Here is a 23,827-nt window from a genome sequence, read left to right on the forward strand (position 1 = left end):
AGGTAGGCGGAGTGCGAGAAGGTGAGGCCGACGCGCGGCGCGGCGGCGAGCAGCGCCAGGTGCCGCTCCGCCTTGCGGGCGAACCAGAGATCGTCGGCGTCGCAGAAGCCGATCAGCGGCGCGCGCGCCAGCAGCAGGCCGCTGTTGCGGGCGCCGGCGAGACCGCGGTTCGCCTGCACGGCGACGGTGAGGCGCGGGTCGGCGATGCCGGCCAGCACCGCGAGGCTGTCGTCGCGCGAGCCGTCGTCGACCACCACCACCTCGAGATCCGGCATGGTCTGCGCGAACAGCGACGCCAGGGTGTCGCGGACGTAGGGCGCGGTGTCGTAGCTGGGCACGATCACGGAGAGGCGCAGGCGCCGCGCCGGCACCGCCGCCCGGCGGAGGACGGTGAGCTGGCGCGGCAACGGGCCGGGGTCGCGGAGGGCGGCGGTCACGTGGCGGAGGCGAGGAGGCGGGGGCGGAGCGCGGCGGCGAGCGGGGCGCGCGCCGGCCGCGGCGCGCTCAGCGCGTCGAGCGCGACGCCGAGCCAGAGGAAGGCGTAGAGGGTCGGCACGACCAGGCTGTAGAGGCCTTCGCCGATGCCCGTGAGGGCCACGGCGGCGAGCAGCATGAGGGTGTTCCGCCGCAGCGCCGGCGGCCCGGGGGCGCGCGCGACCAGCCAGGCGGTGCGCAGCAGGGCGAAGAGGAAGGCGGCGAGGGTGAGCGCGCCGCCGAGGTACATGAGGCCGAGGTAGGTCGAGTGGCTGCCCGGCACCATCGTGCCGCCACCGGCCATCACCTGCGGGAAGTCCTCCGGGTACACCGGATCGCCGGGCCAGCCGTGGCCGAGCAGCGGCGCCGTCGCCAGACCCTCGCGGGTGGCCAGGTAGACGAGATCGCGCGAGCGGGTGGCGCTCGGCCGCAGGTCGTCGAAGCGCTCGTGCACCCGGTCGACCAGCGCCGTCGGCGTCCCCCAGCCGATGGTGCCGACGATCCCGATCGCCGCGCCGGCGGTGACCCCAGCGGCCACCAGCAGCCCCTGCACGGCGCGCGGCCAGTCGAGGAAGCGGCGCAGGCCGGCGGTGAGGATGAGCAGCAGCGCCGCCAGGCGGCTCATGCTGGCGGCGACCATGAAGAGGCCGCAGCCGATCGCCAGTCGGCGCCGCCAGCGCGCCGGCTCGTTGGCGGCGACGAAGATCAGGCACAGGCCGCCGAAGCCCATGGCGGTGGTCCACGGGAAGAGCAGCGACAGGCGCGGCAGGAGGACGCCGAACAGCTCCTCCCAATTGTAGAGCAGCATGCCGAAGTAGAACGAGGTCGACGGCAGGCTCACCGGCAGCAGGCGGCCGATCGGGGTCAGCACGTGCAGGTACTGCCAGCCCTGCGCCAGCGCCAGCGGGTAGAGCACCAGCGCCAGGGCGGCGCAGGCGTAGCCCACCCGCGCGGCGGCGCGCAGCAGGCGCTGGGCGTCGAGCACGCCGCTGGCGCCGATGGCGATGCAGGCGCCGAGCATCAGCCAGCCGAGCACGTAGCTGGCGAGCGCGTGGCGCACGATGAGGAACGGCGGCTGCCCGGCGGCGATCAGGTTGGCGCCCGACGAGAGCAACTGGCAGGCGGCGACCGCGAGCCACGGCCAGGCGAATCCCCAGGCGCGCGGCGACCGCACCGCGAACAGCGCCGTGCCGCCGATCAGCAGCACCGCGCACGGCAGCACCAGCCCGATCGCCCACAGCAGCGGCAGGGCGGTGAAGTAGGCGACGATCAGCCGCTCGGGGAGCGAGGACCGGCGCATCGGGCGCGGCGCGGGCGCCGCCGGCGCTGGGGCGCGACCGTCCATCAGTAGGCGTTCTGCCGCGACAGCACCGCGGGGATGGTCTGCGCCAGGATCTTCAGATCGAGCGCCAGCGACCAGTTGTCGATGTACTCCATGTCGGAGCGGATCCAGGCGTCGAACTCCGGCGTGCGGCGGCGCACCTGCCACAGACAGGTGATGCCGGGCTTCACGCTGAAGCGGCGCTTGTGCCAGCGCACGTCGATGCGCTCGACGTCGCGCACCGGCAGCGGCCGCGGCCCGACCAGGCTCATCTCGCCGCGCAGCACGTTCACGAGCTGCGGCAGCTCGTCGAGGCTGGTGGCGCGCAGCCAGCGCCCGAGGCGGGTGACGCGCGGATCGGCCCTGATCTTGAACACCGGCCCCTCGGCCTCGTTGCGCGCCTCGAGCGCCGCCTGCAGGCGCTCGGCGTCGGGCACCATGGTGCGGAACTTGAGGGCGCGGAAGCGGCGGCGGTTCAGGCCGATGCGCTCCTGGGCGAAGATCACCGGCCCGGGCGAGTCGAGCTTGATGGCGATGGCGATGGCGAGCAGCGCCGGCGCCAGCAGCGCCAGGCCGGCGAGGGCGCCGGCGAGGTCGATCAGCCGCTTGGCGGCGAGCAGGGCGGCATCGTCGGGGCCGCTGCCGATGGTCATCACCGCGCGCCCGACCAGGCTGTCCGCCGCCGCCCAGGCGCCGGGGACGACGCTGAGGTCGGCGAGCAGCCGCACCAGCACGCCCTGCTCCTCGCACAGCGACACCATCTTCGCGACCACCGGCTGCGAGCGGTCGAGCGGGAAGGCGAGGAAGACCTCGTCGATCGGCTGCCGGTCGAGCGCCGCCTCCAGGCGCACCAGCGCCGCCTGCGCCCGCGCCGCCGCGGTGTCGCCGCTGCCGGCGGCGTCGATGACCTCGACGATGCGGTAGCCGAGCGTCCCGCGCGCCCCGAGGTCATCGGCGGCGCGGCGCGCCGCCTCGCCCTCGCCGGCGACGATGACGTCGCGCAGATTGCGCCCGGCGCGGCGCGCCAGCGCGCCGACGGCGCGCAGCAGGCGGCGGCCGGCGGCCAGCAGCAGCACGCTCAGCGCCCACAGCGTCACCGCCAGCGCGCCGCCGAGGCGCTGGTAGCCGAGCAGCGCGCCGAGCAGCGGCACCGGCGCGGCGGCGAGCGCGGCGGCGAAGGCGACGTCGCGCAGCTCGCGGCTGGCGGTGGCCAGGCGATACGAGCCGTAGAGCCCGATGCTGGCCAGCGCCAGGTGCCAGTAGAAGAGGTACAGCGCCAGCAGCAGCACCTCGGCGAGGCTCAGCGAGCGCTCCAGCAGCCCGGGGAGCGGCAGCCCGGCGCTGAGCGCCAGCGCTGCGGCGATGGCGCAGAGCACCAGCAGCAGGTCGACGGCGCCCAGTCCGGTGAGCAGCATCTGGCGACGTGGGGTCATGCCTCCTCCTCCGTGCGGCCGCGGCCGGTTCAGGTGTCGCGGCCCGTCAGCACCACGCCGACGGTGACGCAGCCGCCCTCGCGCGCGCGCTCGGCGGCGGCGCGCAGGGCGGCGCGCGTGGTGACGCCGGTCTCGGCGACCAGCAGCAGGCCGTCGCAGGCGCCGGCCAGGAGCACGGCATCGAGCGAGCGCTGGAGCGGCGGCGCCTCGATCAGGCGCAGCGGCGCCGGCGGCTGCGCGTCCAGCCAGGCGCGCAGCGCCGCGCCGAGCTCCGGCCCGTCGAGCGGCAGCGGCAGTGGCGCCGCGTCGCCGTCGCGCGCCCGGAGCAGCGGCGCGTCAAGTCCGGTCGCGCCCGGCGACGGCGAGCGCCACCCGCCGTTCCGGCGCCGCCGGCGTAAACCGAAAGAGGTCGGGTGGCGCGCGCCGCGGCTGCAGCGCGTCGACCGAAAGTGACCACCGGTGGGAGAGGCGCACGGCGCGCCGTCGCGGCGGGCGAGCGCGCAGCCGATCGAGCAGCGCGTCGAGTCTCGGTTTGAGTGGCGGGCGCGGTCGCCGGTCGCCGCCATTCACGCCGGCGCCGGGTGGCGTCAGGTGTCGCGCGCCGCGAGCGGCTCGCCGCGATCGTTGCCGGCGCCGCGTGGCGCCCGCGGCGCCGGCGGCGCCGCCATTCGTCCCTCGCGCTCCAGTCGTCGCAAGGCTCGCATGTACGTGCTCATCCCTCGTCCCCCTGCCGGTTGGCGGCCGGCGGCACGCGCAACGTGTCGCCGGCGGTGAGGCGATCGCCGCCGCGCAGCTCCGGATTGGCGGCGCGCAGGCGGCGCACCGCCGCCGGGCCGCCGCTGCCGTAATGGCGGCGGGCGATCGACGACAGCGTCTGTCCCTTCCGCACCACCACCACCTGGTCGCCCGGCGGCGGCGGCGCGGCGAGACCCGATTCGAGCCCGGCGTCACCGCCCGGCGCCGGCGCGGCGGGCGCGGCGGATGCGACCGACACGGCCGCGGGCGCGGCTGGCGGCGGTGGCGCGCGCAGCGAGCTGAGCGCCGTCGCGGACGCCCGCCGCCGCCAGCACGCCGGTGCGGCGCCGCCCAGGCGGCGCCGCGCCGCGCCCGTCGCGGCAGCCAGCGCGCGATCGCCGTCAGCGGCGGCTGGCGCGCATCGCCGCCCAGACGTCGCCGGCGCGCACGCGCCGGGCGCCGCGGCCGTAGGCGGAGAGCAGCGCGGTGTGCGCCAGGACGTTCAGGCGGCGCGGCAGGCCGCGCGCGGCGACGACGAGCAGCGCCCGCGCCGCGGGCGTGAGCAGCGCCGGCGGCGCCCCGGCGCGCGCCAGGCGGTGCGCCAGGTAGCGCGCCGCCTCGCCGGCGGCGAGCGGCCCCAGGGCGCAGCGATGGGCGACGCGCTCGTTCACCTGGCGCAGGGCCGGGCGGCGCAGGATGGCCGCCAGCTCCGGCTGGCCGACGAGAACGACCTGCAGCAGCTTCGCCGAGTACGTTTCGAAGTTGGTGAGCAGCCGCACCTGCTCGAAGGCATCGGCGTCGAGGTGCTGCGCCTCGTCGATGACCAGCGCCGCGATGCGGCCGTCTTCGGCGCAGCGGCGCAGGAACGCGTGCAGCGCCGCCAGCATCGCCGCCCGGTCGCCGCCGTCGCAGGGCACGCCCCAGTCGGCGAGCGCCTGCCGCAACAGCGCCGCAAAGCCGAGGCTGGGGTTGGCGAGGTAGGCGGCGGCGATCGCCGGCTCGGCGTCGCGCAGCAGGGCGTAGAGCAGCGTCGTCTTGCCGGTGCCCACCTCGCCGATCAGGGTCGCCAGGCCGCGCCGGCTCGCCAGCGCGATGCGCAGGCCGGCCAGCGCCTCGGCGTGCGCCGGGCTGGGATAGAGGAAGGCCGGATCCGGCGACAGCGAGAAGGGATCGGCGGTGAGCCCGAAATGCGCCTCGTACATGCGCCCCTCCCTCACGCCGGCACGCGGCCGAGCACCGGCAGGCCGCTCGCCGCCTCGGCGTCGCGCGGGCCGCGGATGGTGGGATCGAGCAGCTCGAGCAGCAGCGCGGCGGCGACGGCGAGGCCGAGGCTCAGGATGCCGGCGAGCACGACGAGCAACAGCCCGTGCGACCGCGCCGGCCGATCGGGCACGACCGCCGGCTCGACCACCGCCAGGTTGACGAGGTGCGAGGCGTCGAGGGCGCTGCCGAGGCGCGCCTGCTCCTGCTTGCGGGTGTACGTGAGGAAGGCCTCGTTCGCCGCCGCCAGCTCCTGGTCGAGGCGGCTGTTCTCCGCCGCCACCTGATCGAGGCGGTCGAGCGCCGCCCGGGCCGAGGCGATCTGCGCCCGCAGCGCCTCGGCATGCGCCTGCCGCGCCGCCGCGTCCACCGTCGCCTGCGCCAGGTCGCCGTCGAGCTGCTGATAGGTCGGGTTCATCGTCGTCGTCGTCTCGGCGATCGTCGCCTGCTCGCGGGCGAGGAGCCGGCGCGCCGCGGCGAGCTCGCGCTCCACGTCCTGCACGCGGCTGCTGGTCGGCGCGTAGCGCGACAGCAGCTCGTCGCGCTCCATCTCCTTCTCCAGGACGCGCGGCTTGATGAACTGCACCGCCTGGTTCTGCGCCTGGCGCACCTCCTTGGAGACGGTCTGCGGATGCCGCCGGATCTCGCGCTGCAGGCTGGCCACCCGCGCCGAGGCGCTGGCCAGCCCGGCCTCGGCGTCCTCCAGGCCGACGCCGAGCTCGATCAGGCGGGCGCGGAGCTGGGCTCGCTGATCGGGCACCGCGTCGAGCCCCTCGCGGACGAAGAACGCCCGCTTCGCCTGCTCCGCCGCCTGCACGCGCGCCGTCAGCAGGCCGCGCTGCTCGGCGAAGAACGACGACGCCCGCTCCTGCTGGCTCGCCGCCCCCTGCTGGCTCAGGGCGGCGTCGACCAGGCCGTTGACGAACGCCGCCGCCCACGCCGGGTCGACGCCGCGCTGGCGATAGGCGACGTCGATCAGGTTCGTCTTCTTGCGCACCGCCACCGCCAGGTGCTCGGCGACGTCGTCGGTCCACTGGTCGAGCGGGCTCGGCGCCGGTACGCCGTGCAGCAGGCGGTGCAGGGCGCGCGCCAGCTCGCGCGGCGCGCCGAGCAGCCGCGACAGCAGCCCGCGCGGCGGCATCTGGTCGAGCTGCGGTTCGAGCACGCGGCGGATGAGCAGCGGGCTCTGCAGCAGCTCGGCCTGCGAGTTGAGATCCTCCTCGGCCACCCGGTCGATCAGCGGCATCGCCTCGGCGTCGGGCGAGATCGACCGCGAGCGGGCGGCCGTGACCAGCAGGGTCGCGGTGGACTCGTAGGTCGGCGCCATCGCCAGCGCCAGCGCCGCCATCAGCAGCACGCCGCCGACGCCGACGCGCAGGATCAGCGCGCGGCGGCGGCGCAGGCCGTCGATCAGGTCGCTCCAGGTGAGCAGCTCGAGCTCGCGCACGTCGGCCTCCTCAGAAGGGCGTGATCCCGATGCCCAGACTGTTCACCGGGATGTTGTTGCGGATGTACTGCTCGACGAGGACGTTGATGTTGGCGATCTGCGTCTTCGGCACGTAGATCTGGTCGAGCGCCTGCAGCGTCACGTCGTCCTGCGGCTGCTGGCCGGATTCCACCGCCTCCAGGTCGACGGCGTGGCCGCTCACCGTGCCGTCGCCGTGGTGGCGGATGACGATCACCTGGGCGCGATTGGCGGTCTTGAGGAAGCCGCCGGCGTGGTGGATCGCCTGCGACAGCGTCAGCCCGTGCAGCAGCGGCTGCACCCCCGGCTGCGCCACCTCGCCGGCGACCGACACCCGGTGCCGGGTGAAGGTGCGGACGCCGACCGTGACCTGCGGATGCGCGAGCTCCCCGGCGTAGGCCTGCGCGAGCTGCGCGGCGAGCGCCGCCGGCGTCAGTCCGGCGGCCGCGACCTCGCCGACCAGTTGCGGCGCGATCATGCCGTCCGGCCGCACCACCAGGGCGTCCTCGTTGAGCTCGGGGTTGCGCGCGAAGCGCAGCGTCAACGTGTCGCCGGGTTCGATCACGTACGGCCCGGCGGGCTCCGGCGGCGGCAGCGGCGCCGCCGGCGGCGCGCTCGCGCAGCCGCCGAGCAGGCCCACGAGCACGGCGACGCGCGCGGCGCGGCGCAGCGGGCGCGGCGCGGCGCCGCGCGGCCAACGAATGATCGTCATCACAGCCTCCTGACCCAGCGCTCCGGCAGCTCGACCGACGTCTGGCGTTGCAGCAGCTCCATCAGCACCCGCACCCGGTCGCCGGCGGCGAGCCGCTCGGTGACCACCGCGGTGAGGCCGCGGAACGGACCGTCGACGATGCGCACCGCGGCGCCGCCGCTCGGCTCGCCGCAGCGGATGACGCCGTCCGCGCCCTCGCGCGTCTGCAGGAAGGCGACGACCTCGTCCCGCACCGGAACCGGCTCGCCGCCGAAGGCGACGAACGCCTTGACCCCGTTGCTGCGCAGCACCTGGTGCCCCTGCTCACCGAAGGCGACCCGCACGAAGAGATAGCCGGGGAAGAGCGGCGCCACCGCCGACCCGACGGCGGGCCGCGGCCACTGCCGCACGCGCGGCAGGTAGCTGGTGATGCCGCGGTCGGCGAGCACCGCGCGCGCCACCAGCTCGCGATGCCGCTGCGTCTCCACCACGTACCACGCCGCCGCCATCACGCGCCCCGCCTCGCGGATGCCGATGGCGACCGGAGCCACAGCTCCGCCCGACGAGCCGGACTCCCCTTCCGGCCGCCGGGGAACGTCCGTACGCGCCCCTGCCGCTCCCGCTGCAATGCTTCCGCCGGCGTGAAGCCCGCTCCACGCCTGCTCCCAATCCGCTCCGCCCCGCGGCGGAACGCCTCGCCCCGCTGCCGCCCCGCGCGTCACGCGCGCGGCGGCGATCGGCGATCAGCGCCGATCGTCTCGCCTCACCTCCGCCTCATGCCCCGCGTCGTTGCCACTCCCGTACCAGCGCGACCGCCCCCGCGATCGCGCATCGGATCACGCACGCCGCTCGCGTGCGGAGGGCCGCCTGCCCGAAAGTTGCCCAGTGCTGATGCTGTCGTGGGCAGCCGGCACTCTCGCGTCCATGATTCACCTGCATCGCTGCATGTTACGTTTGCTGCGCTCGCCGTCTCGACAGCGTCAGAGATGACCGATTGCGCCATGGTTGCTGCACTCGTTCACAAATTATCTTCGCTGACAAGATACAATTTGCATGTAATTTCATCCTGCCGCGCATCATACATGCACGGTGCCGCAGCAATGTGGCGTCTCGCGCGCGCTGCCATGGCGCGACGCACCGCATCGCGGCGGCGCGCGCCGCCGCACGCGACGGATTGCGGCGTCGCGTCTCGCGCGCTGCGCGCACTCGCGACGTTGGTCGCGCATGCCGCGCGGCGCGCGATGCCCTGCGCATCGACGCGGTGAATGCCCGCCATCGGCGCGGCCGATGACATCGACGCGACGCTGAGGCACGGCGGCGGCGCCGCGGCGCTGCGCGGACGTCCCCGCGCGGATGCTGTGCGATGCCCGCCGCCGGGGCACATCGCTTGCTCCCCTCCGCGGCGATGGCTGCCACCGCCTCCCTCGCCGCGCCGCGCGTCGCCGCGCCGCCCGCGCCCGACCTGCTCGCCGCCGCGCTGCAGGATCTGCCGGACGGCATCGCCCTGATCGAAAGCGCCGACGACCGCGTGGTCGCCGTCAATCGCGCCGTGCGCCAGCTCCTCGGCTACGAGCCGGCCTGGCTGGTGGGCCGTTCGCTCGGGCTGCTGCGGCCGCCGGGATCGCCGTCGGTGGCCGCCCGCGCCTGGCGCCACGGCCTGGTGGTGGAGGATTGCGAGCTGCGGCGCATCGACGGCTCGCGCTGCCCGATCCAGTTGCGGGCGCGGCCGACGACGGTCGACGGGCGCGAGCTCGTGCTGGTGACGCTGCGTGACATCCGCGAGCGCCGCCGCGCCGAGGAGCAGCACCGCAGCATCTTCGAGAACGCGATCGAGGGCATCTTCCAGACCACGCCGGACGGCCAGTATCTCACCGCCAATCCGGCGCTGGCGCGCATCTATGGATACGCCTCGCCGGCGGAGCTGATGGCGCACCTCACCGACATCGCCGAGCAGTTGTACGTCGACGCCGGGCGCCGCCGCGAGTTCCGCCGCCTGCTGGAGGAGCGCGACGCGGTGCAGAGCTTCGAATCCGAGGTGCGGCGCCGGGACGGAGCGGTGGTATGGATCTCCGAGAACGCGCGCGCCGTGCGCGACGCCGACGGCCGGCTGCGCCACTACGAGGGCACGGTCGTCGACATCACCGCCCGCAAGCACGCCGAAGCCGCCGAACGCGAGGAGGCGGCGGTCGCGGCGGCCCTGGTGCGCGTCGGCGAGGCGCTGATCGCCTCGATCAACTCGCCCGCCATCCTCGAACGCCTGTGCGAGGTCACGCTCGACGCCCTCGCGTGCGACTGGAGCCACACCCTGCTCTGGCTGGCGGCGCGCGACGCCTACGTGCCGGTCGCGGCCGCCGACCGCGAGGCGGGCGCCGCCCCGGCCGCGACGCCGGTGTCGCCGGCGGCGCTGGCGCCGCTGCTCGAGCGCCTCGCCCGCGACGAGGTGGTGGTGCTCGACGCCGCCGCCTGCGCGGCGCTGCCGGCGGCGCTGCGCCCCGGCGGACGGCCGTGCGGCGCGGCGATCTTCTTCCCGATCCGCCGCGGCGACGCCTGCGACGGCGTGCTGATGGCCGGCGGCCGCGAGCGCCGGCGGCCGTTCACCGCCGCGGACGTGCGGGTGGCGCGCGGCATCGCCCATCTGGCGGCGATCGCGCTCGCCCACGCGCGCGCCCTCGAGGAGCTGGCGCGCGCCAACCGCGTGAAGTCCGAGTTCGTCGCCACCATGTCGCACGAGCTGCGCACGCCGCTGAACATCATCCTCGGCTACACCGAGCTGCTGCGCGGCGGCAGCTTCGGCGACGTCACCGCGGAGCAGCGCGAGGTGCTGGCGCGGGTGGCGCGCAGCGGCGACGAGCTGCTGGAGCTGATCACCGCCACCCTGGACCTCAGCCGACTGGAATCGGGGCGGGCGACGCTCGATCTCGCCCCCGTGGACCTGCCGGCCCTGCTCGCCGCCGTCGCCGGCGAGGCGCGCGAGCTGCTGCGCGACAAGCCGGCGGTGGCGCTGCGCTGCGCGCTCGCCCCCGACCTGCCGCGGCTGCGCACCGACGCGGCGAAGTTGAAGGTGGTGGTGAAGAACCTGGTGAGCAACGCGGTGAAGTTCACCGAACGCGGAGCGGTGAGCCTCGGCGCGGCGCGGCGCGACGACGGCATCGAGGTGGTGGTCGCCGACACCGGCATCGGCATCGCCCCCGAGGCGCTGCCGATCATCTTCGAGGCCTTCCGCCAGGCGGACAGCTCGATGACCCGCCGCTACGGCGGCGTCGGCCTCGGCCTGCACGTCGTGCGCCGCCTCCTGTCGATGCTCGGCGGCGCGGTCAGCGTCGAGAGCGCGCCCGGCGCCGGTTCGACCTTCCGCGTCTGGCTGCCGACCGCCGGCCCGCCGGCGTGAGCCGTCGCCGCGCCGGACGCGCGGCTCGTCGCCGTCCGCCTTGCCCATTCGCACGGCAGCAGCGCGCGCCGTGGGCAGCGGCGCCGCTGACGCGATGCGGCATGAGCAACGCTTCACATCGGCGAGGCGTTGGCCTGCCGGTTGCTCATCATGCGGGGCAGATGTCCGTCAGCGCGTGAGTGCGAATGCCAATGGTCAGCAGTAGCGAGCGCGATGCGCCCGCGACGCGAGTGGGGGTGGCGGTGTCGGAAGGAGCCGGGAAACGCATGGACGCATTCGAGACCCTCACCGCCGCGATGCTCGCGCCGGCGCCGGCGGGCAACGGGTTGCCCGCCGCGGCGCTCCCCTATCCGGAGCTCGCCGCGGCGCTGGCGTGGAGCCTCGCCGGCGCGCTGCTGTGCAGCGCCGCGGCGTTGGCGACGCAGGTGGACGCCCTGCGCGCCTGGACCTTTCGACGTGTGCACGCGGTGCGTGCGGCCGCTCGGCGGCTGGCACCGCCGCGCCGCAGCAGAGCCGGCGGCAGCAACGGCCGTGTCCCCCCTCGGCCGGCCGCCGGCTCTCCCCCCCTCTGAGGTCGTCGGGCGGGCCGCCGCTGCTCAGTCCCAGACCGCCGGCCGGCGATCCTTCCACGGCCGCGCCTGCTCGAGTTGACCGGCGAGGCGCAGCAGCGTCGCCTCGTCGCCCAGCCGGGCGCTGAACATGACCCCGACCGGCAGGCCGTCGGCGGTCCAGTGCAGGGGCAGCGAGATCGCCGGCTGGCCGGTGGCGTTCTGCAGCGGGGTGAAGGGCACGTAGTCGATGATCGGCGCGAACGCCTTGAGCACGTCGCGCTCGTCGATGTCGATGGTGCCGAGGGCGATCGGCGGCGCGGCGAGCGTCGGCGCGAGCCAGGCGTCGTAGCGCTCGTGGAACTGGCCGACCGCTCGCCCGGTGATCTGCAGCATCGCCAGCGCCAGCAGGTACTGCGACCCGGTCACCTGCCGGCCCTGCTGATACAGCGACCAGGTGAGGCCCTCGAAGTCGGCCTCGCGGATCGCGCGCCCGGCCAGCATCGACACGGCCTCGATCTGCATCGCCAGGCCGGCGGTCCACAGCGCCATGAACGACTGCGAGAACTGGCCCGGATCGACCGGCGGCGCCGCCTCCTCGACGACGTGGCCGAGCTCCTCGCACAGCCGGGCGGTCGCCTCGACCGCGGCCACGCACTCGGGATGGATCGCGACGCCGCCGGGCGCCCGGGTGGCGAAGGCGAGGCGCAGTCGGCCGGGCGGCGTGCGCGCCTCCTCGGCGAACGGGCGCGCCGGCGGCGCCACCATGTAGGGATCGCCGGGCTCCGGTCCGGCGGTGCAGTCGAGCAGCGCCGCGGTGTCGCGCACGCTGCGGCTGACGACGTGCTCGGCGATCAGGCCGCTCATGATGTCGCCGAGCATCGGGCCGAGGGGATTGCGGGCGCGGCTCGGCTTGAGGCCGACCAGGCCGCAGCACGAGGCCGGGATGCGGATCGAGCCGCCGCCGTCGTTGGCGTGCGCCAGCGGCACGATGCCGGCGGCGACCGCCGCCGCCGAGCCGCCGCTCGAGCCGCCGGTCGAGTGGCGGGGGTTCCACGGATTGCGCGCCGGACCGTAGAGCGCCGATTCGGTCGTCGGCAGCAGGCCGAACTCCGGCACGTTGGTCTTGCCGAGCGGCACCAGGCCGGCGGCGCGGAAGCGGACGACCAGCGTGTCGTCCTGGGCGCTCGGCAGGTCGACCAGGAAGCGGGCGCCGCTCTGCGTCGGCACGCCGGCGAGGTTGCCGAGGATGTCCTTGAGCAGGAACGGCACGCCGCGGAACGGACCGCCGCCCGGCGCCGCCGCCACGCCGCGGCCGTAGTCGAAGAGCGGGCGGATGACCGCGTTGAGCGTCGGGTTGTGCTTCTCGATGCGGGCGATGGCCGCCTCGGCGAGCTCGATCGGCGTCACCTGCCTGGTCGCCACCAGCTCGGCGAGGCCGAGTCCGTCGTACTGGGCGTATTCCGCGAATGCCATGCCGATCTCCTACGTCGCCGGCGCGCGGGGTGGCAACACCCGGCGGGATCGCGCCACGCTGGTGAGACGCGCGGCGACGCGGTACGGACGGGATCGTGGGCATCGGGGGGAGACAGGCCGCGGCGCGCGGCGCGCTCGCCGTCGCCCTGCTGGCGCTGGCGAGCGGCTGCGGGGACGGCGGCGGCGGCGGCGCGCCGCAGGGGCGGATCGCGGTGTTGAGCGCCTTCCCGGGCGAGTTGGCGGCGGTGCTGGCGCGGATGACGATCGAGGATCACGTGACGATCGCCGAGCGCAACGTCCGGGTCGGAACGCTCGGCGGCACCCCGGTGGTGGCGGCGATGACCGGCATCGGGCTGGTCAACGCCGCCACCACCACCGCCGCGGTGCTGGCCGCGTTCGACATCCGCGGCGTGGTGGTCTCGGGCGTCGCCGGCAGCCCGCTCAACGTCGCCGACGTCGTCGCCGTCACCACCTGGGCGCTGCCCGACGGCAGCCGCTATCCGGTCGATCCCCGCTACCAGCGACTCGCCCGGCGCCTGGCGGCGCGCGACGCCGTCGCCTTCGCCCGCTGCACGCTGGTGCCCAAGCACTCGCCGGACCCGGTGTGCCTGGCGAGCCCGCCGGTGCTGGTCGTCGGCGGCGCGGGGATGAGCGACGATCCGTTCGGCGGCGCCTTCCGCTGCTCGCGCAACGCCGGCAGCCTGGCGGACGTCTACGGCTGCGACGCCGCGGATCCGGCGGCCGCCGCCGCGGCGGCGCCGCGCGGCGGCGCCGGCGATGCGCTCGAGATCCTGATCCAGGACATGGAGAGCGCCGCCGTGGCGCGCGTCGCCGCCGAGCACGGCCTGCCCTTCATCGCCTTCCGCGGCGTCTCCGACGGCGCCGGCGATCCGCTCGACCTGCCGGGCTTCCCGGAGCAGTTCTACGCCTACTACCCGCTGGCCGCGCACAACGCGGCGGCGGCGGCGGCGGCATTCGTCGCCGACCTGTAGCGGCGCGCGCCACCTGAAACGCCGCGGCGAGCGCCGCCGCCGCGGGCCCTCCGCCGCGACGCCGGCGGCGCGGCGACCAGAGGCCCGCGGCGACGGCTGGACCGAGCGCCCGCGCCCTGTATGCTGGCAGGCCTTGTCTGCCGATCCACATCACGCCGCGCCGCCGGCGCGCGCCGGGTGGCTGCTGGCGCTGCTGCCCCTGGCGGCGTTCGCCGGCTTCGCGACCCAGATCGCGCCCGTGGTCGCGGGCGCGACGCCGCGGCTCGCGCTCGCCTGGGTGCCGAGCCTCGACGTCGCGTTCAGCCTCCAGCTCGACGGCCTGAGCCTGCTGTTCGCCCTGCTCATCTCCGGCATCGGCACGCTGATCACCATCTACGCCGGCGGCTACCTCTCCGGCCATCCGCAGCTCGGCCGCTTCTACGCGCTGCTGCTGCTGTTCACCGTCGCCATGGTGGGTCTCGTCTGCGCCGGCGACGTCATCACCCTCTTCGTCTTCTGGGAGCTGACCAGCATCAGCTCGTATCTGCTGATCGGCTTCGATCACGAGCGCGCGGCGGCGCGCGCCGCCGCCCTGCAGGCGCTGCTGGTCACCGGCGGCGGCGGCCTGGCGCTGCTCGCCGGCCTCCTGCTGCTGCGCCAGGTCGCCGGCGGCGGCGAGCTCTGGCGCCTGAGCGAGCAGGCGGCGGCCATCCACGCCAGCGCGCTCTACCTGCCCATCCTCCTGCTGGTGCTCGCCGGCGCCTGCACCAAGTCGGCGCAGGTGCCGTTCCACTTCTGGCTGCCCGGCGCGATGGAAGCGCCGGCGCCGGTCAGCGCCTACCTGCACTCGGCGACCATGGTGACCGCCGGCGTCTACCTGCTCGCCCGCCTGCAGCCGGCGCTCGGCGGCTCGCCGGCCTGGCACTACCTCGTCAGCCTCGCCGGCGCGGCGACGATGGTGACCGGCGCGGTCCTGGCGCTGGCCCAACGCGATCTGAAGCGGCTGCTCGCCTACTCGACGGTGAGCGCGCTCGGCACCCTGGTGCTGCTGCTCGGGCTGGGCACCGCCCTGGCGGCGCAGGCGGCGATGCTCTTCCTGGTCGTGCACTCGCTCTACAAGGGCGCGCTGTTCATGGTCGCCGGCGCGGTCGACCACGAAACCGGCCGCCGCGACGTCACGGCGCTGGGCGGCCTGCGCCGCGCCATGCCCTGGCTCGCCGCCGCGGCGCTGGCCGCCGGCCTGTCGATGGCCGGGCTGCCGCCGCTGCTCGGCTTCATCAGCAAGGAACTGCTGTACGAAGCGAAGTTGCAGGCGCCCGCCGCCGCGGCGTGGATCACCGCCGCGGGCGTGCTCGCCAACGTCCTCACCGTGGCCGTCGCCGGCGCCGTCGCCGTGCGGCCGTTCTGGGGAGCGGCGCGCGGCGCGCCGCCGGGCGCGCACGAGCCGCCGCTCGCCCTGCTCCTCGGACCGCTGGTGCTGGCGGCGCTCGGCCTGGTCATCGGCGCCGCGCCCGATGCGCTGCTGGCGCCGCTGATCGCGGCCGCCGCCGGGGCGGTGCGCGGCGAGCCGACCACGATCGCGCTGGCGCTGTGGCACGGCCTCAACCCGGTGCTGGCGCTGAGCGCCGTCACCATCGCGGCCGGCGTCGCGCTGCACGCCGTCGACGCGCGGCGGCGCGCCGAGCAGGTGGCGACGGGACTGCGGTCGTGGGCGTGGCTGACCCCGGGGCGCGCCTACCAGCGCGCCGTCTCCGGCCTGCTGGCGGTCGCCGGCATGCAGACCCGGGTGCTGCAGAGCGGCTCGTTGAGCGCCTACGTGCTGATCGTCTTCGCGACCCTGCTGGCGACCGTCGGCACGGCGGTGCTGTGGCACCCGATCTGGTGGCGGCGGCTGATGCTGGCGCCGGTCAACCTGCCGGAAGTGGCGGTCTGCCTGATGATGATCGCGGCGGCGCTGGCGGCGACGCGGACGACCTCGCGGCTGGCGGCGATCGCCGCGCTCGGCGCGGTCGGCTACGGCATCGCGCTGCTGTTCGTCTTCTTCGGCGCCCCGGATCTGGCGTTGACCCAGTTCGCGATCGAGACCCTCACCGTCATCCTGTTCCTGCTCGTGATCTATCGCCTGCCGCCCTTCTCGCTGCTCTCCTCGCCGGCGGTGCACCGCCGCGACGCGCTGCTGGCGGGCGGCGTCGGCGCCCTGATGGCGGCGCTGGTGCTGGTCGCCTCGGCCTCGCCCCTGCCGTCGCGCCTGGCGCCCTACTTCGCCGCCCAGAGCGTGCCCGGCGGACACGGCGGCAACGTCGTCAACGTGATCCTGGTCGACTTCCGCGCCCTCGACACGCTGGGCGAGAGCGTGGTGCTGGCGGTCGCCGCCATCGGCGTGTGGTCGCTGATGCGGCTGCGCCGCGACGCGGCGCCAATGGCGCCGGCGCCGGCTTTCCCGCCGTCGCTGCTCTTCCGCATCGCCACCCGCTACGTGTTCCCGCTGCTGCTGCTGTTCTCGATCTTCCTGCTGCTGCGCGGCCACGATGCGCCCGGCGGCGGCTTCGTCGGCGGCCTGACGGCGGCGGCCGCCTTCGCCCTCTATCTGCTCGCCTTCGGCACCGCCGCGGCGCGGCAGCGGCTGCGCGTCGCGCCGCAGGCGCTGATCGGCGGCGGCCTGCTGTTGGCGGGCCTGAGCGGCCTGCCGGCGATGGCCGTCGGGCAGCCCTACCTGACGGGGCTGTGGGCCGGCGCGCTGGGGACGCCGCTGCTGTTCGACGGCGGCGTCTACCTGGTGGTGGTTGGCGTCGTGCTGCTGATGCTGTTCAGCCTGGCGGAGGACTGAGGTGGCGCTGCTGCTCGCGGTCACGGTCGGCGTCCTCTACGCCTGCGGCGTGTATCTCATGCTGCGCCGCAGCCTGGTGAAACTGATCATCGGCCTGGTGCTGCTCGGCCACGCCGCCAACCTGTTGATCGTCGGCGCCGCCGGCATCACCCACGGCCGGCCGCCGCTGGTCGCCGAGGGCGCCACCGCGCTGCTGCCGCCGTACGCCGATCCCCTGCCCCAGGCGCTGGTGCTCACCGCCATCGTCATCGGCTTCGGGGTGCAGGCGTTCGCCCTCGTCCTCCTGAAGCGCGCCTACCAGGCGGTGGGCAGCGACGATCTCGACGCCATGCGCTCGACCGACCACTGACGCCGCCGCGGTGACGCACGACATGCCGCTCCTCGTCCTGCCCATCCTCATTCCCTTCGCCTGCGCGGTGGCGTCGCTGCTGGCGCGGCGATCGCTCGCGACGCAGCGGCTGCTGAGCGTCGCCGGATCGGTGGCGCTGCTGGCCGCCGGCGTCGCCCTGCTGGCCTCCGTGCGGACCCACGGGATGCTGGTGCTGCAGGCCGGCAACTGGCCGGCGCCGTCCGGCATCACCCTGGCGGCCGACCTGTTGAGCGCCATCATGGTGCTGCTGGCCGGCGTGATGGCGGTGGCGGTGGCGGTGTTCGCGCTCGGCAGCCTCGACGCCGAGCGCGAGCGCTTCGGCTACTACCCGTTGTTCCACGTGCTGCTGATGGGGGTCTGCGGCGCCTTCCTCACCGGCGACCTGTTCAACCTCTACGTCTGGTTCGAGGTGATGCTGATCGCCTCCTTCGTCCTCCTGGTGCTCGGCGGCGAGCGGGCGCAGCTCGAGGGCGGGGTGAAGTACGTCACCCTCAACCTCATCGCCTCGGCGGTGTTCCTCGCCGCCGCCGGCATCACCTACGGCACCGTCGGCACGCTCAACTTCGCCGACCTCGCGCAGCGCCTGCCGACGCTGCCCGGCGGCGGGGTGGCGCGCACCCTGGCGCTGCTGCTGTTGGTCGCCTTCGGGCTGAAGGCGGCGATCTTCCCCCTCTTCTTCTGGCTGCCGGCCTCGTACCACACGCCGCCGGTGGCGGTGACGACGCTGTTCTCCGGCCTGCTCACCAAGGTCGGCGTCTACGCGCTGATCCGCGTCTTCACCCTCGCCTTCCCGATCGACGACGGCATGCGGACGCTGCTGCTCGCGGTCGCCGGGCTGACCATGGTCAGCGGCGTGCTCGGCGCCGTCGCCCAGCAGGACATGCGGCGCCTGCTCGCCTTCCACGTCGTCAGCCAGATCGGCTACCTCATCATGGGGCTCGGCCTCGCCTCGCCGCTGGCGCTGGCCGGGGCGGTGTTCTTCCTCGTCCACGTCACGCTGGCGAAATCGGCGCTGTTCCTGGTCGGCGGCATCGCCGAGCGGCTGTGCGGCAGCTTCGAGCTGGCCCGACTGGGCGGCCTCTATCGCGACCACCCCTGGGTGTCGCTGCTCTTCCTCGTGCCGGCGCTGGCGCTCGCCGGGGTGCCGCCGCTCTCCGGCTTCTGGGCCAAGCTGCTGCTGATCGACGCCGGCCTCGCCGGCATGTACTGGGCCGCGACGGCGACGGCGCTGGGGGTCAGCCTGCTGACGCTCTTCTCGATGACCAAGATCTGGGCGGCGGCGTTCTGGTCGCCGCGCCCCGACGGGGTCGCGCCGGCGCGGCTCGACCGTCGCGCCGCGCTCCTCCTCGGCGCCCCGACCGCGGCGCTGGCGCTGTTGACGGTGGCGATGGGCCTCGCCGCCGAGCCGGCGGTGGCGCTGGCGCGGCAGACGGCGGCGCAACTGCTCGATCCCGCCGTCTACGTCGCGGCGGTGCTGGAGGCGCGATGAACGGCCTGCGCCGGATCGGCCGGGGCATCGGCTTCGCGTGCTTCTTCGCCCGCGAGCTCCTGCTCGCCAACCTGCGGGTCGCCTGGTTGGTGCTCAGCTCGCACCGGCACCTGCGGCCGGCGATCGTCGCCGTGCCGCTCGACGTGCGCAGCGACCTGGCGATCCAGACCTTCGCCGCCACCATCACCCTCACCCCGGGGACGCTGAGCATCGACGTCGCCAGCGACCGGCGCACGCTCTACGTGCACGTCGCCCACGTCGGGGACGACGTCGACGCCTTCGTCCGCGACCTCAAGGGGACGTTCGAACGCCGCATCAAGGAGCTCTGCGAATGATGACCTCGCTGGCGATCTGGTACGCGGCGCTGCCGATGCTCTGCGCCGCCGCCGTGCTGGCCACCGCGCGCCTGCTGCGCGGCCCCAGCCTGCCCGACCGCGCCGTGGCGCTCGACCTGCTGGCGATCATCGTCATCGGCATCCTCGCCGCCTTCGCGGTCGGCGTCGGCGAGGCGGTGTTCCTCGACATCATCCTCGCGGTCGGGCTCGTCACCTTCCTCGGCACCGTCGCCTTCGCCTTCTACGTCGAACGGACCAGCGGCGATGGCTGACCTGCTCGTCGCCGCGCTCTTCGTCGTCGGCGCCGCCTTCATCCTGCTGGCGGCGATCGGCCTGCTGCGCATGCCGGACCTGTTCCTGCGCATGTCGTGCAGCACCAAGGCCTCGACCCTCGGCATCGTCGCCTGCCTGCTCGGCGCGGCGCTGCACTTCGGCGCCCTCGGCGCCGCCGCGCGCGCCGGCGCCGGGGCGCTGTTCCTGCTCCTCACCGCGCCGGTGGCGGCGCAGGTGATCGGCCGCGCCGCCTATCTCGTCGGCGTGCCGCTGTGGCGCGGCACGATCGCCGACCAGTTGCGCGGGCGATACGAGCGCGCGCGCGGCACGCTGCGTTGAACCCCCTACCCCCCTATGGTACCGACCGCGCATGGCGATCACGCGCGAGGAGGTCCGGCACATCGCGCTCCTGGCGCGCCTGCCGCTGAACGCGGACGAGGAGATCGCCTTCGCGCAGCAGCTCGATCACATCCTCGCGGCGTTCACCAACCTCGACCGGCTCGACACCACGGGCGTCGAGCCGACGGCGCACATCGCGCCGCTGGCGACGCCGTTCCGCGACGACGTGGTCAGCACCACGCCCGACCCCGACGCCTGGCTCGCCAACGGCCCGGCGCGCGACGGGCGCTTCTTCAAAGTGCCGAAGATCATCGAATGACGACGCCCGCCACAGGGGGCGGCGGCGGCGCGCCGGGGTCGGCGCTGGTCGACCTCACCATCGACGCCGCGGCGGCCGCGCTGCGCGCCCGCCGCGTCTCCTCGACGGAGCTGACGACCGCCGCCCTGGCCCGCATCGAGGCGACCGAACCGACGCTGCACAGCTTCATCACCGTCACGCCCGAGCTGGCGCTGGCGCAGGCGCGGGAGGCCGACGCGCGCCTGGCCGCCGGCGCGCCGCGCGGACCGCTCGACGGCATCCCGCTCGCGATCAAGGACATCATCAACACCCGCGGCGTGCGCACCACCGCCGGCTCGCGCATCCTCGAGCAGTTCGTCTCGCCCTACGACGCGACGGTCACCCAGCGGCTGCGCGCCGCCGGCGCGGTCTGCGTCGGCAAGGCCAACTGCGACGAGTTCGCGATGGGCTCGTCGAACGAGAGCTCGGCCTACGGCGGGGCCCGCAATCCGTGGGATCCGACGCGCGTGCCGGGCGGCTCGTCCGGCGGCTCGGCGTCGGCGGTGGCGGCGCGGCAGTGCCTGGGCGCGCTCGGCACCGACACCGGCGGCTCGATCCGCCAGCCGGCGGCGCACTGCGGCATCGTCGGGCTGAAGCCGACCTACGGGCGGGTGAGCCGCTACGGCGTCATCGCCTACGCCTCGTCGCTCGACCAGGTGGGCCCGATGGCGCGCACCGTGCGCGACTGCGCCCACCTGCTCGGCGGCATCGCCGGCCACGACCGCTTCGACTCGACCTCGGTGCCGCGCCCGGTGCCGGACTACGCGGCGGCGCTCGACGGCGGCGTGCGCGGCCTGCGCATCGGGCTGCCGAAGGAGTACTTCGTCGAGGGCATGTCGCCCGAGGTGGCCGACGCGGTGCGCGGCGCGGTGCGCCAGCTCGAAGCGCTCGGCGCGGTCGTCGAGGACGTCTCGCTGCCGCACACCGAGTACGCGGTCGCGGCGTACTACCTGATCGCCACCGCCGAGGCGAGCTCGAACCTGGCGCGCTACGACGGCACCCGCTACGGCCTGCGCGTCGACCGCGGGCAGGGGCTGCTCGACATGTACCAGCAGACCCGCGGCGCCGGCTTCGGCGCCGAGGTGAAGCGCCGCATCATGCTCGGCACCTACGCCCTGTCGGCCGGCTACTACGACGCCTTCTACCTGAAGGGACAGCAGGTCCGTACCCTGATCCGCCGCGACTTCGAGCAGGTCTTCTCGACCTGCCAGGCGATCGTCACGCCGACCGCGCCGACCACGGCCTTCAGGCTGGGCGAGAAGATCACCGATCCGCTGGAGATGTACCTGTCCGACATCTTCACCATCTCGGTGAACCTGGCCGGCCTGCCGGGGCTGTCGCTGCCGTGCGGCTTCGACCGCCAGGGCTTGCCCATCGGCCTGCAGATCATCGGCCGGCCCTTCGACGAGGAGACCGTGCTGCGCGCGGCGCACGCCTACGAACAGTCCACCGACTGGCACCAGCGCCGCCCGGACCTATGAACGGAGAACGTCACCACGGAGGCACGGACACACGGAGCACGGGACTCACCTCCGTGTCTCCGTGCCTCCGTGGTGAGAAATCATGACGGATTACGAAGCGGTCATCGGGCTGGAAGTGCACGCCGAGCTGCTCACCGAGTCGAAGATCTTCTGCGGCTGCTCGGCGAAGTTCGGCGCGGCGCCGAACGAGAACACCTGCCCGCTCTGCCTGGCCCTGCCGGGGGTGCTGCCGGTGCTCAACCGGCGGGTGGTCGAGTTCGCGATCAAGGCCGGCCTGGCGACCCACTGCGCGATCGCGCCGCTCAGCCGCTGGGCGCGCAAGAACTACTTCTACCCCGACCTGCCGAAGGGCTATCAGATCAGCCAGTACGAGCTGCCGATCTGCCTCGACGGACGGATCGACATCGAGGTCGACGGCACCACCCGCCCGGTGCGCCTCACCCGCATCCACATGGAGGAGGACACCGGCAAGAACATCCACGACCAGCACGGCGACGCCAGCCTGGTGGACTACAACCGCTGCGGCGTGCCGCTGCTCGAGATCGTCAGCGAGCCCGACCTCCGCACCCCGGCGGAGGCCGGCGCCTACCTGCGCAAGCTGCGCCAGATCCTCCAGTACCTCGAGGTGTGCGACGGCAACATGGAGGAGGGCAGCTTCCGCTGCGACGCCAACATCTCGGTGCGGCCGCGCGGCACCGCGGCGTTCGGCACCAAGGCGGAAGTGAAGAACATGAACTCCTTCCGCGCCGTCGAGAAGGCGATCGAGCACGAGATCGAGCGCCAGATCGACCTCGTCCGCCACGGCGAGAAGGTGGTCCAGGAGACGCGGCTGTGGGATCCCGACCGCGAGGAGACGCGCTCGATGCGCTCCAAGGAGTCGGCGCACGACTACCGGTACTTCCCCGATCCCGACCTGCTGCCGCTGGAAGTCTCGCGCCAGTGGATCGCGGACGTGCAGGCGACCATGCCCGAGCTGCCCGACGCGCGCCGGGCGCGCTTCGCCAGCGCCTACGGCCTGCCCGCCTACGACGCCGAGGTGCTGACCGCGCGCAAGGACATCGCCGACTATTTCGAGACCGCGGTGCGCGCCGGCGGCAGCGCCAAGGCGGTCAGCAACTGGGTGATGGGCGACATCCTGCGCATCGTCCGCGAGCGCAAGCTCGACGAGGCGCTGGTCATCCGCGACTGGCCGGTGTCGCCGGCGCATCTCGCGGAGATGCTGACGCTGATCGACGACGACACGATCAGCGGCAAGATCGCCAAGACCGTGTTCGAGCAGATGGTCGCGACCGGCAAGGCGCCGGCGGCGATCGTCGCCGAGCAGGGCCTCAGCCAGGTCAGCGACAGCGGCGCCATCGAGGCCGCCATCGCCGCGGTGCTCGATGCCAATGCCGACAAGGTGGCCGAGTACCGCGCCGGCAAGGACAAGCTCTTCGGCTTCTTCGTCGGCCAGGTGATGAAGGCCACGCAGGGCAAGGCGAATCCGGGGAAGGTGAACGAGCTGCTCAAGCAACGGTTGGCAGAATGACAGGTTGTTAGGTTGCTAGTTGTTAGGTTGTTAGGTTGTTAGGTTGTTAGGTTTTCCGGGCGACTCATACTGATAACCTAACAACCTAACAACCTAACAACCAACAACCTAACAACTTGCTAAAGGGAGGCGTCATGGCCCGCTTGCACAAGGACATCACCGAGACCATCGGCCACACGCCGCTGATCCGGCTCAATCGGGTCGCCGCCGGCGTCGGGGCGGAGATCTACGCCAAGTGCGAGTTCTTCAACCCGCTGTCGAGCGTCAAGGACCGCATCGGCGTCAACATGATCGACGCCGCCGAGCAGGCGGGGCGCATCGACCACGACACGGTGATCATCGAGCCGACCAGCGGCAACACCGGCATCGCGCTCGCCTTCGTCTGCGCCGCGCGCGGCTATCGACTGATCCTCACCATGCCGGACTCGATGAGCATGGAGCGGCGCAAGCTGCTGCACTTCCTCGGCGCCGAGCTGGTGCTGACGCCCGCCGCCGAGGGCATGACCGGCGCCATCCGCAAGGCTGAGGAGCTGGCGCGCCAGCACGGCAAGTCCTTCATCCCGCAGCAGTTCCAGAATCCCGCCAATCCCGACGTGCACCGCCGCACCACCGCCCTCGAGCTGTGGGACGACACCGACGGGCGCATCGACGTCCTGATCAGCGGCGTCGGCACCGGCGGCACCATCACCGGCGTCGCCGAGGTCCTCAAGCAGCGCAAGCCGTCGTTTCGCGCCGTCGCCGTCGAGCCGAGCAAGTCGCCGGTGCTCTCCGGCGGCCAACCCGGCCGGCACGCCATCCAGGGCATCGGCGCCGGCTTCGTGCCGGCCATCCTCAACACCGGCATCATCGACGAGATCGTCCAGGTCGCCGACGACGACGCGCTGGCCATGGCGCGCCGCGTCGGCCGCGAGGAAGGCATCCCCTGCGGCATCTCCAGCGGCGCCGCCGTCTGGGCCGCGCTGCAGGTCGCCGGCCGGCCGGAGAGCGCCGGCAAGCTGATCGTCGCCGTGCTCGCCAGCTCCGCCGAGCGCTATCTCAGCACCGCCCTGGTCGAAGGCCTCGGCTGAGCGCACGCGGCGCGGCGGG

Annotated in this window: 23 protein-coding genes and 1 pseudogene; 13 read left to right on the plus strand and 11 right to left on the minus strand. The window is 74.2% G+C overall.

Annotated features, from left to right (window positions below; genetic code table 11):
• Positions 1-209 precede the first annotated feature (209 nt).
• From KF840_10070 to KF840_10115, 10 genes and pseudogenes are all read right to left on the minus strand, one after another.
• Positions 210-533, minus strand: a pseudogene (locus KF840_10070) (glycosyltransferase family 2 protein).
• Complete coding sequence (locus tag KF840_10075) at positions 434-1,774, minus strand: hypothetical protein (GenBank protein MBX3025245.1); 1,341 nt, start codon at positions 1,772-1,774, stop codon at positions 434-436. Before KF840_10075 ends, KF840_10070 begins: the two are co-directional and overlap by 100 nt.
• Before the next feature lie 44 nt (positions 1,775-1,818).
• The gene (locus KF840_10080) at positions 1,819-3,228 is read right to left on the minus strand and encodes an exopolysaccharide biosynthesis polyprenyl glycosylphosphotransferase (GenBank protein ID MBX3025246.1); all 1,410 of its coding nucleotides are present in this window, start codon (positions 3,226-3,228) and stop codon (positions 1,819-1,821) included.
• 29 nt (positions 3,229-3,257) lie between these two features.
• Entirely contained in the window at positions 3,258-3,794 is a 537-nt protein-coding gene (locus KF840_10085; GenBank protein ID MBX3025247.1) for a hypothetical protein, read from the minus strand.
• A 146-nt stretch (positions 3,795-3,940) separates the two neighbouring features.
• A complete protein-coding gene (locus tag KF840_10090; protein ID MBX3025248.1) occupies positions 3,941-4,222 on the minus strand; it encodes a LysM peptidoglycan-binding domain-containing protein in 282 nt (93 codons plus the stop codon).
• 142 nt (positions 4,223-4,364) lie between these two features.
• Positions 4,365-5,165 (minus strand): AAA family ATPase, encoded by an 801-nt coding sequence (locus tag KF840_10095; protein MBX3025249.1) that lies wholly within the window; start codon positions 5,163-5,165, stop codon positions 4,365-4,367.
• An 11-nt stretch (positions 5,166-5,176) separates the two neighbouring features.
• Entirely contained in the window at positions 5,177-6,670 is a 1,494-nt protein-coding gene (locus tag KF840_10100) for a hypothetical protein (GenBank protein ID MBX3025250.1), read from the minus strand.
• A gap of 10 nt (positions 6,671-6,680) precedes the next feature.
• A complete protein-coding gene (locus tag KF840_10105; GenBank protein ID MBX3025251.1) occupies positions 6,681-7,400 on the minus strand; it encodes a polysaccharide biosynthesis/export family protein in 720 nt (239 codons plus the stop codon).
• Positions 7,400-7,930 (minus strand): transcriptional activator RfaH, encoded by a 531-nt coding sequence (locus tag KF840_10110; GenBank protein ID MBX3025252.1) that lies wholly within the window; start codon positions 7,928-7,930, stop codon positions 7,400-7,402. The genes KF840_10105 and KF840_10110 overlap by 1 nt, the downstream gene beginning before the upstream one ends.
• Positions 7,931-8,397: 467 nt before the next feature.
• Positions 8,398-8,655, minus strand: a complete 258-nt coding sequence (locus KF840_10115; GenBank protein ID MBX3025253.1) for a hypothetical protein — start codon at positions 8,653-8,655, stop codon at positions 8,398-8,400.
• A 129-nt stretch (positions 8,656-8,784) separates the two neighbouring features.
• Between KF840_10115 and KF840_10120 the strand changes: the two genes are divergently transcribed.
• Together KF840_10120 and KF840_10125 are read left to right on the plus strand one after the other, a co-directional pair.
• Positions 8,785-10,767, plus strand: coding sequence for a PAS domain-containing sensor histidine kinase (locus KF840_10120; protein MBX3025254.1), 1,983 nt, complete (start codon positions 8,785-8,787; stop codon positions 10,765-10,767).
• 266 nt (positions 10,768-11,033) lie between these two features.
• Positions 11,034-11,339, plus strand: a complete 306-nt coding sequence (locus tag KF840_10125; GenBank protein ID MBX3025255.1) for a hypothetical protein — start codon at positions 11,034-11,036, stop codon at positions 11,337-11,339.
• Positions 11,340-11,363: 24 nt separating this feature from the next.
• On the opposite strand, the gene KF840_10130 is transcribed toward KF840_10125, so the two are convergent.
• Positions 11,364-12,791: an amidase gene (locus KF840_10130; GenBank protein MBX3025256.1), complete on the minus strand. Its 1,428-nt coding sequence runs from the start codon at positions 12,789-12,791 to the stop codon at positions 11,364-11,366.
• 95 nt (positions 12,792-12,886) lie between these two features.
• On the opposite strand from KF840_10130, the gene KF840_10135 reads away from it, so the two are divergent.
• From KF840_10135 to cysK, 11 genes are all read left to right on the plus strand, one after another.
• The gene (locus tag KF840_10135; protein ID MBX3025257.1) at positions 12,887-13,783 is read left to right on the plus strand and encodes a hypothetical protein; all 897 of its coding nucleotides are present in this window, start codon (positions 12,887-12,889) and stop codon (positions 13,781-13,783) included.
• Positions 13,784-13,916: 133 nt separating this feature from the next.
• Positions 13,917-16,589 (plus strand): putative monovalent cation/H+ antiporter subunit A, encoded by a 2,673-nt coding sequence (locus KF840_10140; GenBank protein ID MBX3025258.1) that lies wholly within the window; start codon positions 13,917-13,919, stop codon positions 16,587-16,589.
• Between the two features lies 1 nt (position 16,590).
• Positions 16,591-16,938, plus strand: coding sequence for a Na+/H+ antiporter subunit C (locus tag KF840_10145; protein ID MBX3025259.1), 348 nt, complete (start codon positions 16,591-16,593; stop codon positions 16,936-16,938).
• Positions 16,939-16,960: 22 nt separating this feature from the next.
• Entirely contained in the window at positions 16,961-18,448 is a 1,488-nt protein-coding gene (locus KF840_10150; GenBank protein MBX3025260.1) for a Na+/H+ antiporter subunit D, read from the plus strand.
• Complete coding sequence (locus KF840_10155) at positions 18,445-18,783, plus strand: Na+/H+ antiporter subunit E (GenBank protein MBX3025261.1); 339 nt, start codon at positions 18,445-18,447, stop codon at positions 18,781-18,783. Before KF840_10150 ends, KF840_10155 begins: the two co-directional genes overlap by 4 nt.
• Positions 18,780-19,055, plus strand: coding sequence for a cation:proton antiporter (locus KF840_10160; protein ID MBX3025262.1), 276 nt, complete (start codon positions 18,780-18,782; stop codon positions 19,053-19,055). The genes KF840_10155 and KF840_10160 overlap by 4 nt, the downstream gene beginning before the upstream one ends.
• The gene (mnhG, locus tag KF840_10165; protein ID MBX3025263.1) at positions 19,048-19,395 is read left to right on the plus strand and encodes a monovalent cation/H(+) antiporter subunit G; all 348 of its coding nucleotides are present in this window, start codon (positions 19,048-19,050) and stop codon (positions 19,393-19,395) included. Before KF840_10160 ends, mnhG begins: the two co-directional genes overlap by 8 nt.
• A 31-nt stretch (positions 19,396-19,426) precedes the next feature.
• A complete protein-coding gene (gene gatC / locus KF840_10170) occupies positions 19,427-19,714 on the plus strand; it encodes an Asp-tRNA(Asn)/Glu-tRNA(Gln) amidotransferase subunit GatC (GenBank protein MBX3025264.1) in 288 nt (95 codons plus the stop codon).
• On the plus strand, positions 19,711-21,213 hold the full coding sequence (gatA, locus tag KF840_10175) for an Asp-tRNA(Asn)/Glu-tRNA(Gln) amidotransferase subunit GatA (GenBank protein ID MBX3025265.1): 1,503 nt from the start codon (positions 19,711-19,713) through the stop codon (positions 21,211-21,213). The genes gatC and gatA overlap by 4 nt, the downstream gene beginning before the upstream one ends.
• An 82-nt stretch (positions 21,214-21,295) precedes the next feature.
• Positions 21,296-22,741 (plus strand): Asp-tRNA(Asn)/Glu-tRNA(Gln) amidotransferase subunit GatB, encoded by a 1,446-nt coding sequence (gene gatB / locus KF840_10180; GenBank protein MBX3025266.1) that lies wholly within the window; start codon positions 21,296-21,298, stop codon positions 22,739-22,741.
• Positions 22,742-22,875: 134 nt separating this feature from the next.
• Positions 22,876-23,808, plus strand: coding sequence for a cysteine synthase A (cysK, locus tag KF840_10185; protein ID MBX3025267.1), 933 nt, complete (start codon positions 22,876-22,878; stop codon positions 23,806-23,808).
• Positions 23,809-23,827: the final 19 nt, after the last annotated feature.

Source organism: bacterium (assembly GCA_019637795.1).
Classification (GTDB): domain Bacteria; phylum Desulfobacterota; class Binatia; order HRBIN30; family CADEER01; genus JAHBUY01.